Genomic DNA, 12,496 nt, shown 5'->3' on the forward strand with positions numbered 1-12,496 from the left:
ATGCCACAAACACATTTAACCGATACGTTATTTTCAACCCTTTCGATCCATCCACAAGTTCTAGCCGGACTAGATGAAGCTGGTTTCAAACAGTGTACCCCTATTCAGTCTATGAGCTTACCTCAATTACTTGAAGGTATCGACATTGCAGGTCAAGCCCAAACCGGAACAGGGAAAACTATTTCCTTTTTGGTAGCGGCTTTTCACTACTTATTGTCTAATCCTTTAGAGGACGTAAAAGGTCCTCGAGCCATTATTATGGCACCTACAAGGGAACTTGCAGTACAAATTTATAATGACGCAGAACTCCTGAGCAAACACACAGGACTCACTGTTGCTGCCATATATGGTGGCGAAGGTTATGAAAGTCAACGGCAACAACTTGAAAAAGGTGTAGATATTTTAATTGGGACCACCGGACGTATTCTTGATTATTATAAACAAGACGTTTTTACCCTTAAAAATATCCAAGTTGCTGTGCTAGATGAAGCTGACCGCATGTTCGATTTAGGCTTCATAAAAGATATCCGCTATTTATTTAAACGCATGCCAGAGCCAACTAAACGATTGAGTATGCTGTTTTCGGCAACATTGAGCTTTAGAGTTCAAGAACTTGCCTATGAACATATGAATAATCCAGTTCATGTTCAAATTGCACCCGAAACAAAAACAGGCGCAGGTATCAGCGAAGAACTATTTTACCCAAGCAACGAAGATAAAGCGCTTTTATTGCTAACACTAGTTGAAGAAGAGTGGCCTGATAAAGCCATTGTTTTTGCAAATACCAAGCATGATTGCGAAAAAGTAAGTGCTTGGTTACAAGCCGACGGACATCGCGTTGGCCTGCTAAGCGGCGACGTGCAGCAAAAGAAAAGGCTGTCAATACTAGAGGACTTTACATCAGGTCAACTAGACATTTTAGTGGCAACCGATGTTGCTGCGCGAGGTTTACACATTGATAAAGTCACACATGTGTTTAACTATGATTTACCCGACGATGCCGAAGACTACGTTCATCGCATTGGACGGACAGGTCGAGCTGGTGAATTAGGCGCTGCAATTAGTTTCGCTTGTGAACGCTATGCGCAAAACCTAACGGCTATTGAAACCTATATTGGTCATGACATACCTGTTACCGATTATAATCCACTATATTTGTTAGACGATGTTAAACCACCTAAAGTACATCATCGTTCAAACAGACCTCGAAATAGCAAATCTGGGCAACGATCTGGTCAACGTTCAGGGCAGCGTTCTGGCGGGGCTCGAGATAATCGAAGAGGTGGGAGACCCCCTAAAAGTGGAGCAAAAAAGTAGACTTTCTGGCGGCAACTAGGAAGGAGGTAAGTTAGATGTTTGCTGATGTTAGTAACCGCGGCGAGTTAAGCAACACAAGTCTACAAGACGAGTATTATGCTGCAGTAGATCTTGGTTCAAACAGTTTTCATATGGTTATTGTGAGGGTGCTCGCAGGCAGTGTGCAGATTGTGAGCAAAAATAAGCATAAAGTCAGACTGGCGGCTGGGCTTGATGATGACAATCTGTTGTCACAAGAAGCGATTGACCGTGGACTTACCTGTATCCGAAGTTTTGCCGAAAAACTGCAAGACATTCCATCTAACAACCTGAAAATTGTGGCTACGGCGACTTTACGCTTAGCCACCAACGCCAATGAATTTATTGCCCCCGCGGAAGAAATTTTAAAACATAAACTACAAGTTATTAGTGGTGAAGAAGAAGCTCGCCAAATATTTCTTGGGGTGGCTTATACTTCAGCTAACCGGGGAAATACTCTTGTTATTGATATTGGCGGCGCCAGCACCGAAATTATTATAGGGCGAGATCTACAAGCTGTTCACCTTACTAGTATCAACATGGGTTGTGTGACGTATATGGAAAACTACTTTCCAGATGGTGAGTTGAGCGAAGACAACTTCAATAATGCGTATCAAGCGGCTAAACTCGCTTTAAAACCCTTTATTAACCCATTCTTATGTTTTGACTGGGAGCAATGCCTCGGCGCCTCTGGTACGCCACAGGCTGTTACTCAAATACTGGTGAAGCAAGGTATTAACGATGCAATAAAACTCAAATATCTTTATCAGTTGCGCGACACATGCATAAGCCAATCCCATGTTGCTCATCTTACAATTGATGGATTGCCTGCCAGCCGCCAGGCTATTTTTCCGAGTGGTTTAGCGATTCTTATTGCCATATTTGAAACCTTAGAAATAAAGAACATGCAAATTGCCGGAGGTGCGCTACGCGAAGGAATTATTTATGGCATGCTCGACAATTATCAAAAATCTGACCGACGTCAACAAGGCATAAATCAGCTTATATCAAAATTTCACATAGACCCTACACAAAGCAAGCGTGCTAGTTTAATTGTAAGAAAGCTTTGTATTCAAATGTGTGAGCAAACAACGGTTTGTGATTATGACACTCAGGGCATAGCCTCTACAGCAGCTGCTTTACACGAAATTGGCTTACATATAGGGTATAAATCCTATCATGAGCACGGTGCATACTTACTGAATCATGTAGAAATAACAGGTTATACAAGCTTACAACGTATGATGGTGAGAGACCTTGTCAGCATGCAACGATTACCAATAGATGTATCCACGTTGGCGAACTATAGCCAAGATTTACAAATTATGCTCATATCGTGCCTTCGGGTACTCAGGCTCAGTATTATTCTTGTTGGCCGCAGAAAAGATGACGCCATTCCTGAAGTCAAGCTGCAGGTAGAAAAAGATCACTGGTACTTAGTACTACCGGCAGACATAAAAAATAAATATCCTCTCATTCATACTGAGCTTGTCCACGAGTGCTGGCTGCAGCACAAAGCAGGTTGGAAACTTACTCTGACGATGCAAACAGATTTATCAGAAGGAATAAGCGTCGTTAACGCAAGCGTTTAAACGATAAATACCACGACACTGCAGCAATAATTGCGCTGCCCGACGCTAAAAACCAATGCGGTCCAAACACATAGAGCACCGCCGCAGCGATAGAGAAAGTAATTGCTACCTTACCGTACATGCGTGCATATTGAATATTTGCTTGCATCTCCAATAATTCTCGATGCTGCTGTTCTTGTTGAAACGGCATTTGTTTGAGCTGCTTTAAGGTGTCGTAAAGTAAATCAGGTATTTCAGGTAGCTTTTCTGACCAAAATGGTAGCGCGTCTTTTACTTTATTAAACATTGCTTTAGGCCCAATTTGCTCTTGCATCCAATTTTCCAAAAATGGTTTTGCCGTTTGCCACAAGTCTAATTGTGGATATAGTGTTCTACCCAAACCTTCTACGTATAACAATGTTTTCTGTAACAATACTAACTGAGGTTGAACCTGCATATTGAATCGTCTAGCTGTGTTGAACAACTGCAGCAATACGTTGCCAAATGAAATGTCCTCTAAGGGTTTTTGGAATATCGGCTCACAAACGGTGCGAACGGCCATTTCAAAATCGTTAATGTCAGTGTCAGCCGGCACCCATCCTGAATCAACATGTAATTCAGCCACCTTCCGATAGTCGCGATTAAAAAAGGCAATGAAATTTTCGGCTAAATATCGTTTATCCTGCTTATTTAGTGTCCCCACAATGCCATAATCAATGCCAATATATTTTGGATTTTCTGGGTGTTTACGCGACACAAATATATTCCCGGGATGCATATCGGCGTGGAAAAAACTATCGCGAAAAACTTGTGTAAAAAAGACCTCAACACCACGTTCTGCCAACAACTTTAAGTTAGTGTTTTGTGCTTTCAAAGCCTTCATATCAGACACAGGAATGCCGTAAATACGCTCCATTACAATGACGTTAGTTCGGCAATGGTCACTATAAAACGCGGGGACATAAAGCGCATCAGATTCTTCAAAATTACGTTTTATTTGAATGCCATTGGCACTTTCTCTAAGCAAATCGAGTTCATCTAAGATGGTTCTGCGATATTCCTTTACCACCTCAACCGGACGTAATCTTTTACCATCAGGCAACCATTTTTGAATAATACTGGCTACACCAATAAGCAAGTCAACATCAGCTTCAATTGTTCGCTTGATGTTAGGCCTTAACACCTTAACCACTACGTCTTTACCATCTTCTTTAAGCACTGCACTGTGCACCTGTGCAACCGATGCGGATGCTAATGGACTCTCATCAAAATTAGAAAACAACTCATCCAGGCTAGTAAGTCCCAACGCCTTTTTAATAATGGTTTGAGCTTCGTCAGAGTCAAACGGTACCACTTTGTCTTGTAATAGACTGAGCTCATCAATCATGTCACTGGGCAAAAGATCGCGTCTAGTAGACAGCATTTGCCCAAATTTAATAAACACTGGGCCAAGAGATTGCAGCGCTAATCGTAAACGTTGTGCTTTGCTTTCTTTTTTATGCTTATTTGGCCACCAGAACACACATCTCCTCAGGACTTTCATATACCAAGGACGAAAACGTTTAGGGATAAGTTCGTCTAGCCCATAAGTAAGCAGTACACTACCAATTCTTGCTGTCCGTCTTATTTTCATGGTTTTGGTAGCCTCGTTTTTCGCTGCTTTTCCAAACAGGATATTCTGGCCTCTAACGCATCTACGTCGTGTTTAAGTTGATTGACTTCATCGCTAAAATTAATCGCCATTATCTTTCTAACACCTAAAGGTTTTTCATCTAAAGCTGCATCGCTAAAACTTTGTAATAATAAAGATAATTGCTGATTCGCTTGTTCAAATACTTTTTTTCCAGTCTGATTTACCTGATAAGCTGCAACATCGCCAATATACTTTGACAAAACCTCTTCCATATCGAGTTCTAGCTTATCAAACATAGACCCTAGGCTTTGTAAAATTGATAAGTCACCCGCAAAATCTAGTTGCCCAGATTTAATAAGCGTGGTTATTTGGTTGTTCTGCTTGATTTTTTCTAGAGCAAATAGCGACAAACTCACCCAACATTCATCGTCGGACAATTCATCTGGCATGGTGTTAAACAGGCCCTCTTCATCCGTAACTATATTCACTTCGTCTTTGGCAAAGTTAAAGCTTAAGGCTAGGTTCCACTCTTGAATATGGATAATACAGGTTTTGCCATACAATGGTGCTAACACTTCGTCACTGTTATTAGCCCAACGCAAAGCTTGATTTATAGCCGCTTCAATAGCAGCAGTAAAAATCTGTTTGGTTGGCATTAAAACTTAAACCCTCTATGCAAAGCTACAATACCGCCGGTTAAATTATGATAAGAAGTCTGTTCGAAACCAACTTCTTGCATCATTCCCTCGAGCGTTTCTTGATCGGGATGCATACGGATAGACTCAGCCAAGTAGCGATAACTGTCGGCATCATTGGCAACTAACTTGCCCATTTGCGGTAAAATATGGAACGAATAGGCATCGTATATCTTGCTTAACGCTTCGGTTTCAGGTTTCGAAAATTCCAACACCAATAAACGGCCTCCTGGCTTTAACACTCTAAACATCGATGCTAAGGCCTTTGATTTGTCGGTAACATTTCGTAAGCCAAAAGCAATAGTGATCAAATCAAAATGATTATCAGGAAAAGGCAAGGCTTCGGCGTTAGCTTGAACATAATGCAAGTTACCCATAATGCCTTTATTGATAAGTTTTTCTTTTCCTACATTCAGCATAGAATGATTGATATCGGCTAGTATTACCTGCCCTGTTGGGCCGACTATTTTTGAGAACTTAGCCGCTAAATCTCCTGTACCGCCAGCTAAATCTAGCACTTTTTGACCCGCTCGCACGCCGCTACAATCAATGGTAAATCGTTTCCATACTCGATGAATGCCAAAGGACATAAGGTCGTTCATGATGTCGTATTTCGCCGCAACTGAGTGAAAAACTTCAGCTACCATGTCTTGTTTCTGATCTTTATCTACTTGCGTAAAGCCAAAATCAGTGGTTTTTGCCTCAGCGGGGGCATTTGTTGATGCTTGATTTTTATCTTGGGTAATTGTCATGTTTATTCTTAAGTACTGTTAGCGGCCCAAGGCGCTCAAGTCGTTGACAAAAGCGCTGCAGGTCAATTGTTATTAGTGTAGCGCAAAGGCGTCGCAACTAACAGGTTTGGCGTTTACACAAATACAATAACGCCTTATCTAATTTACAGGTGGTTGTCACCCACACTCATTGAAAGGATTTGGCTGATTTCTTGCAAAGAGCGGCCAGATTCTTGCTGCCATTGATTAAATTGGTTTTGTATGGCGGTAAGGCTGCGCTTTGAGCGACTCGAACCTTCGATTAAATCGCGTGCAACAAAGTATCCTTCTACATCGCGGCTAATTAAAAAAGTATCAACACCCAAAAACCGCAAGGCATAAGGACCAGTATTACCACCCAAGCGCGCACCATTTTTCTTCAAAAAATCCCACAAACCAATAACATTATTTGTTTCCCAGTCAGCAACAAACTTAGCAAAGCTGCCATGTTCCTGCTGAATACTTTTTATCATCAGCGCATTCTCGCGAATAGTGCGTACTTTGGTAAGGTTGCGAATAATCTCGGGGTTGGTGGCCTTTTTCTCTAGCATTTCGTCAGGTATTAACAACATTTTTTCTATGTCAAAATCGAAAAATTCCTTCTCAAAGTTTGGCCACTTTTGCCTTACCACACGCCAAACAAAGCCAGATTGAAATACTTTTTTAGTAAACTCCGCTAAAAATCGATCGTCTCCAATCTTTTTTACCTCGGCCGGCGACAAGGGCTGCCCCACTTTAGCTTCAAGAGCATTGTCAGAGCCTTTTCGTTTTGCTGCCCTTGTGTATATTCGTGAAAATTTTTCAGCCGCCATTGCTTTTCCTCTCAATAAACTAATTTTGTGTTTACGCTAGTTTATCCCAGAGTGCCTGAGCAAAGCATCGGTGCTCGGCTCTCTGCCCCGAAACGCTTTGAAAAGCTCCATAGGTTCTTTTGACCCGCCCATTTCAAGCACGTTTGTGAGGAAAGCTTGACCCACATCAGCATTAAAAATTCCCTCTTCTTCAAACTTTGAGAAAGCGTCCGACGACAATACTTCTGCCCACTTATAGCTGTAATAACCTGCAGCATAACCGCCCGCAAAAATGTGGCCAAAGCTATTTTGGAATTTGTTAAACGAAGGCGGAATAGTCACAGATACTTTTTCGCGTACATTATCTAAGACCGCTTGTACCGATTTTTCTGCAGTAGTTTGCTGATGCAAAGTAAAGTCGAATAAAGAAAATTCTAGTTGACGTACCATTTGCATGGCCGATTGGAAGTTGCGCGCGGCTAACATTTTATCGAGCAAGTCTTGGGGTAGCGACTCGCCAGTTTCATAGTGCCCTGAAATGAAAGCTAAGGCTTCTGGTTGCCAACACCAGTTTTCTAAAAACTGGCTAGGTAACTCTACTGCATCCCACGCCACACCATTTATTCCCGATACACCAGCTACATCTATTTTGGTGAGCATATGATGAATACCATGACCAAACTCATGGAATAAGGTAATGACTTCGTCGTGTGTAAATAGCGCTGGTTTGTCACCCACTGGCCCTGAGAAGTTGCAAGTTAAATAGGCCACTGGCGATTGCAAAGTACCGTCTGCTTTAGTGCGACGCACTCGACACTCATCCATCCAAGCGCCACCGCGTTTTTTCACTCTTGCATATAAGTCTAGGTAGAAAGCACCTCGCAACTCACCAGCAGCGTCGTGTATTTCAAAATAGCGGGCGTCTTTATGCCAAGTATCCACATCGGTAACTTGCACAACTTGCAAGCCATATAAGCGTGATACCACTTCGAACAAACCCGATAGTACTTTGTCTTCAGGGAAGTAAGGTCGTAACTCTTCGTCTGACACAGCATAAGTGCGCTGCTTCAATTTTTCGCCATAATAAGGATAATCCCATGCTTCTAGCGCCGGCACGCCATATTCGCTTTCAGCGAACGCGATTATTTCGTCTTTCTCTTTTTGCGCCTGTGGCTTTGAGCGCTTCGCTAAATCATTTAGAAAGGCGGTTACTTGGCCTTGATTTTCAGCCATTTTTGTCGCCAAAGAATAATCCGCATAATTCTCGAAACCCAGCAGTTGCGCAAGTTCAGTTCGTAAGGCAAGGGTTTCATCAATAATGCCTGCGTTGTCGAATTTGCCCTCAGTTATGTCTTCATCAGACGCCCTTGTCACATAAGCGCGGTACATTTCTTCACGTAAATGGCGGTTGTCAGCGTACATCATCACTGGCAAATAACTCGGTATATCGAGAGTGAACAGGTAACCTTGTAAGTCTTTTTGATGAGCTGCTTGCGCCGCTGCTTCTAACGCACTTTCGGGTAAACCACTTAAACTCTCTTTGTCACTCACGTGTTTAGTAAAGGCTAAGGTTGCATCCATCAAGTTATTTGAAAACTGTGATGATAAATCTGACAGTCGTGATTTGAGCTTGGCGTATGTTTCTTTCTTATCTTCATCTAACGCGACACCCGATAAAGTAAAGTCTCGCACACCATTGGTGATTACTTTTTGCTGCGCTTCACTTAAAACAGTAAAGGCCTCTGAATCTTGTAATGTTTGATAAAGTTTATATAAGCCTTCATGCTGCCCTACAAAAGTTGAATACTCCGACAAGAGTGGCAAACAAGCATCGTGCGCTTCCCGTAGGTCATCACTACTAACTACAGAATTCATATGGCTAATCGGTGAAAACAACTTACCTAATTGATCATCTGCCTCTTCTAATCGCAACACAACATTTTCATAACTAAGCTCTGCGTTTGCAACAGCGTCCTCAATGGCTTGTTTGCATGCCCCTATCGCTTGCTCAACTTGTGAGACAATTTCACTGGTGTCGATTGCACTGAAAACAGGATTATTTGATAAATCGCTTAGGGCTTGGGTGGGAGAAATTTGTTTGATATTCATAATGGACGGCTACTCAAGTTGTTACGACAAATTCGTATAAGCTATATTAATGATATAAGAGTGGGGTAATTTTGCTAAAAAACAATAGAAATTTATACTTCGCCTCAATATTTAATCAAGAAAGTTTTGCAATGAAAACTTGAATTAATCGGTCTAGTCGTCATAGTTAATACATAACCAAAAAATGGAAAGTATAATCTCATGACAAACACACACTTTGACTACATTTGTATAGGCGGCGGAAGTGGCGGCATTGCCTCGGCTAACAGAGCATCCAGGCATGGTAAAAAAGCGGCCATTATTGAAGCTAAAGCCATTGGTGGTACTTGTGTTAATGTAGGTTGTGTACCTAAAAAGGCGATGTGGTTTGGTGCTCAGGTAGCGGAAGCTATTCATAAATATTCAGCCGATTATGGCTTTGATGTGAGTGTAAATGACTTTTCATGGAAAAAGCTCGTGGAAAGCCGTGAAGCATATATTAGCCGCATTCATGACTCTTACGATCGTGTACTAGGCAACAATGGCGTGACGCTCATTGAAGGCTTTGCGACTTTTGTAGATAACAACACCGTGGAAGTAAACGGCACAAAATATACTGCTGATCATATTACTATTGCTACCGGCGGGCGACCTATCAAACCACCCTTACCAGGCGCTGAGTTAGGCATTGATTCAGACGGTTTTTTTGCGCTAAATGAACAACCTAAACGTGTTGTGGTAGTGGGTGCAGGCTATATAGCGGTTGAACTAGCAGGCGTCTTACATTCCTTGGGAAGTGAAACACATTTACTAGTGCGCAGAGAAAAACCTTTGCGTAATTTTGATGATGTCTTGTCAGACACCCTAACCGAAATCATGCAAGAAGAAGGGATTAATTTGCACGCGCATACCACTGTCGAAAAGATAGAAAAACAAGCTGACGGCAGTTTATTAGTGCATGTAAATGGCGATCGTACAATTGAAGCCGACTGCTTAATTTGGGCAATAGGCCGAGAGCCTGCCAACGACAAAATCAATATTGAAAATACAGACGTTGAACTCGACCAGCGCGGCTACATAAAAGTCGATAAATTCCAAAATACAACTGCCGCAAATATCTATGCAGTTGGCGACAACATTGGCAAAGTCGATTTAACACCTGTTGCGGTAAAAGCAGGTCGTCTATTGTCGGAACGTCTATTCAATGGTCAAACAGAAGCACACATGGATTATGATTTAATACCGACCGTTGTGTTTAGCCACCCGACTATAGGCACCATTGGCCTCACTGAAAACGAAGCCAAAGAAAAGTACGGCGACGAATTAACCATTTATAACTCTAGCTTCGCAGCGATGTACACCGCGGTTACTCAACACCGACAAATGACAAAAATGAAACTCATTTGCGCCGGCCCAGAACAAAAAGTGGTTGGTTTACACGGCATTGGATTTGGTATGGACGAAATTCTGCAAGGCTTTGGCGTTGCTATGAAGATGGGTGCAACTAAAGCAGACTTCGATGCTTGCGTGGCAATACACCCAACTTCTGGTGAAGAGTTTGTAACGATGTAAGGGATCAATAAGATAGAGGGGTCAGAGTGCTTGATGCTCTGACCCCTCCATCCCGAGTGCTTGATCTGAGCCCTATGCATTAAATATTAGAAAAGAAGCCCCAGCACCAACGGCTATCCCAGAGACAAAGAGCAGTAGCATAAGCAATGAGCCATTCATTGATTTTTTCGATATCTCTGGGTCGTCAACAATTAGATTTTCACGAGCAACTTCAAATACTGCACTCAATGCTGAAATGGTGTCCATTGATGTCATACCTTTACTCTCAATTCGCTGCACCGTGCGCGAGCTAACACCAATAATTTCGGCCAACTGTTCCTGAGTCCAGCCCTTCTTAACCCGAGTTTCTTTAACCAACGTTTTGTTAATGTTCATAATCTAATGCAGCTAGCTAAAAAATACTTTTGAGAGACTACTGAGTCCAATGAATATGGATAGGCCAAGGCCTAATGAAAATATTGAATGTACTGCAACAAGTTTGATAAAGTCACGTTTAGATTCATCGTCATATAGTGCATAAGCATTAGAATCCACTAGCTCTCCATCTTTCAAAAGGCGACATTCGCCATCAGACCAACTAGTATATTTAAACCTCAGCACATAAGATGCACCAGAATGGTTAAATTTATGAGTGCCATATGCAGTCTTTTGAGATATTTTTATACCGTTAACAAACACACCCTGTCGCCAAAAAAAGTTAGATACATACACGTCAATTTGTTTATCACTATCAACTAAATGAACCCAGTTACCATCAATAGACAATTCCCTATAGTCTATTAAATTTGAGTTCAACGATGATTCAACTGTATTATTTTGATTAGTATTCATAATAATATTACTCCTGTGTTTATTGAGCATTAAATCTACAAAAAATGATTGTTGATCTGAACGTCATCAACACGACATAACAATTATTTACACGACTTCAACATGACATGCAACTCTAAATCATTGAATAATAAATAAAATAATTAACTTTTATTTTGGCTGTTTGTATTCTAATGACCCCCATGTTTCATGTAACAATTGGGAGAGTAATTGATTTTATTAGTATTTCTTAAGTTGCACTTTTTCCAAGTTTCACTGCTTTTACTTCTGATGCGAAGGCAAGATTCAGTATCTTAGTTATGCAACGCTTAGCTGACCATTAGTGGCATCATGAATGATCACTTATAGCATCAAGAAGGTATTGAGTTCATCGTTGCTGATGGGCTCCTTAGGGGGCAGAAATCACCCATTTCAACGCACTGATTTTAAAACATCCATCTTAAGCTTCTGGGGTGTATGACATGGTGATTCGGCTTAGTAAAATCGACGGACTAAAAAAAACGCTCATTTGAGCGTTTTCTTTTAAAGTCAATTACAACCTTAGTTTACTTTGCGCGACGCTTGAACAGTACAAATGCACCTAACATAAACGTTGCAAGTGTTGCCGGTGCGCTTGCTTCAACGGGAGTAAGTATTACACGTTCAGACAATGCAAATGCACTGTTACTAACAAGTACCACGCTCAATGGCATTAGGTCAGGCATAAAACTCGCTGATGCGTTTAAAACAGCTGTGCCAGAGGTCAATACAACAGTGTCGCCAGCATTAAAATTAAAGCTTTCGGAAAATGACATCCCAAAGTCGTTAGTATCCCACTCGTTTAAATCAAAGCTAAGACCACCCCATACACTGCCGGTAGATGGATTTGTGAATGCTACACCATTAATACTGACACCAATTGTGTTGCTGATAGTACCACCAATTTGCACGGTTTGTTCTGTTGAAAAAGCATCTTCAAAAATAAATCGCGTAAAATTGTCAGATGAACCTGTCGCCAAAAAAGTTATGTCGTTAGTTAAGGTTACGGTTGTGTTTGTCCCATTATTGCCAAAGATAATAGCTGCGTTTGCGGCAGAACTCATCACAACAAAACTCATTAATAAAATTAGTATCTTCGCTTTCATTATAAAACCTCATATTGCATTAAAATAGACTCTCAATAGCTCATAAGCAAATAGCGCGCCAACTGAAAATAGTGCTTATTATCATA

General features: G+C 41.4%; 11 protein-coding genes. 3 read left to right on the plus strand and 8 right to left on the minus strand.

Going from position 1 to position 12,496, the window contains the following annotated elements:
* Both rhlB and RM552_RS11100 read left to right on the plus strand, forming a co-directional pair.
* A complete protein-coding gene (rhlB, locus tag RM552_RS11095) occupies positions 1–1,317 on the plus strand; it encodes an ATP-dependent RNA helicase RhlB (protein ID WP_311368909.1) in 1,317 nt (438 codons plus the stop codon).
* A 35-nt stretch (positions 1,318–1,352) separates the two neighbouring features.
* Entirely contained in the window at positions 1,353–2,927 is a 1,575-nt protein-coding gene (locus RM552_RS11100; RefSeq protein WP_311368910.1) for a Ppx/GppA phosphatase family protein, read from the plus strand.
* Here the strand turns inward: RM552_RS11100 and ubiB are convergent.
* The 5 genes from ubiB to prlC form a co-directional block, all read right to left on the minus strand.
* The gene (ubiB, locus tag RM552_RS11105; protein WP_311368911.1) at positions 2,911–4,539 is read right to left on the minus strand and encodes a ubiquinone biosynthesis regulatory protein kinase UbiB; all 1,629 of its coding nucleotides are present in this window, start codon (positions 4,537–4,539) and stop codon (positions 2,911–2,913) included. The two genes, RM552_RS11100 and ubiB, sit on opposite strands and share 17 nt — an antisense overlap.
* On the minus strand, positions 4,536–5,195 hold the full coding sequence (locus RM552_RS11110) for a ubiquinone biosynthesis accessory factor UbiJ (protein ID WP_311368912.1): 660 nt from the start codon (positions 5,193–5,195) through the stop codon (positions 4,536–4,538). Before RM552_RS11110 ends, ubiB begins: the two co-directional genes overlap by 4 nt.
* Complete coding sequence (gene ubiE / locus RM552_RS11115; RefSeq protein WP_311368913.1) at positions 5,195–5,986, minus strand: bifunctional demethylmenaquinone methyltransferase/2-methoxy-6-polyprenyl-1,4-benzoquinol methylase UbiE; 792 nt, start codon at positions 5,984–5,986, stop codon at positions 5,195–5,197. The genes RM552_RS11110 and ubiE overlap by 1 nt, the downstream gene beginning before the upstream one ends.
* Positions 5,987–6,129: 143 nt before the next feature.
* Positions 6,130–6,816, minus strand: coding sequence for a DNA-3-methyladenine glycosylase I (locus RM552_RS11120; RefSeq protein WP_311368914.1), 687 nt, complete (start codon positions 6,814–6,816; stop codon positions 6,130–6,132).
* 36 nt (positions 6,817–6,852) lie between these two features.
* Positions 6,853–8,904, minus strand: coding sequence for an oligopeptidase A (gene prlC / locus RM552_RS11125; protein WP_311368915.1), 2,052 nt, complete (start codon positions 8,902–8,904; stop codon positions 6,853–6,855).
* Positions 8,905–9,105: 201 nt separating this feature from the next.
* Here prlC and gorA point away from each other — a divergent pair, with 201 nt between their 5' ends.
* Positions 9,106–10,455 carry a glutathione-disulfide reductase gene (gorA, locus tag RM552_RS11130; RefSeq protein ID WP_311368916.1) on the plus strand — a complete coding sequence of 450 codons (1,350 nt, stop codon included), beginning with the start codon at positions 9,106–9,108 and terminating at the stop codon, positions 10,453–10,455.
* Between the two features lie 72 nt (positions 10,456–10,527).
* Here the strand turns inward: gorA and RM552_RS11135 are convergent, their stop codons facing one another.
* The 3 genes from RM552_RS11135 to RM552_RS11145 all read right to left on the minus strand — a co-directional run bounded on the left by RM552_RS11135 (position 10,528) and on the right by RM552_RS11145 (position 12,410).
* Entirely contained in the window at positions 10,528–10,830 is a 303-nt protein-coding gene (locus RM552_RS11135) for a helix-turn-helix transcriptional regulator (protein ID WP_311368917.1), read from the minus strand.
* A 12-nt stretch (positions 10,831–10,842) separates the two neighbouring features.
* Positions 10,843–11,286, minus strand: a complete 444-nt coding sequence (locus RM552_RS11140; RefSeq protein WP_311368918.1) for a hypothetical protein — start codon at positions 11,284–11,286, stop codon at positions 10,843–10,845.
* A 545-nt stretch (positions 11,287–11,831) separates the two neighbouring features.
* On the minus strand, positions 11,832–12,410 hold the full coding sequence (locus RM552_RS11145) for a hypothetical protein (RefSeq protein WP_311368919.1): 579 nt from the start codon (positions 12,408–12,410) through the stop codon (positions 11,832–11,834).
* Positions 12,411–12,496 lie beyond the last annotated feature (86 nt).

It is taken from the genome of Glaciecola petra, assembly GCF_031846345.1.
GTDB classification, from domain to species: Bacteria; Pseudomonadota; Gammaproteobacteria; order Enterobacterales; family Alteromonadaceae; genus Glaciecola; species Glaciecola petra.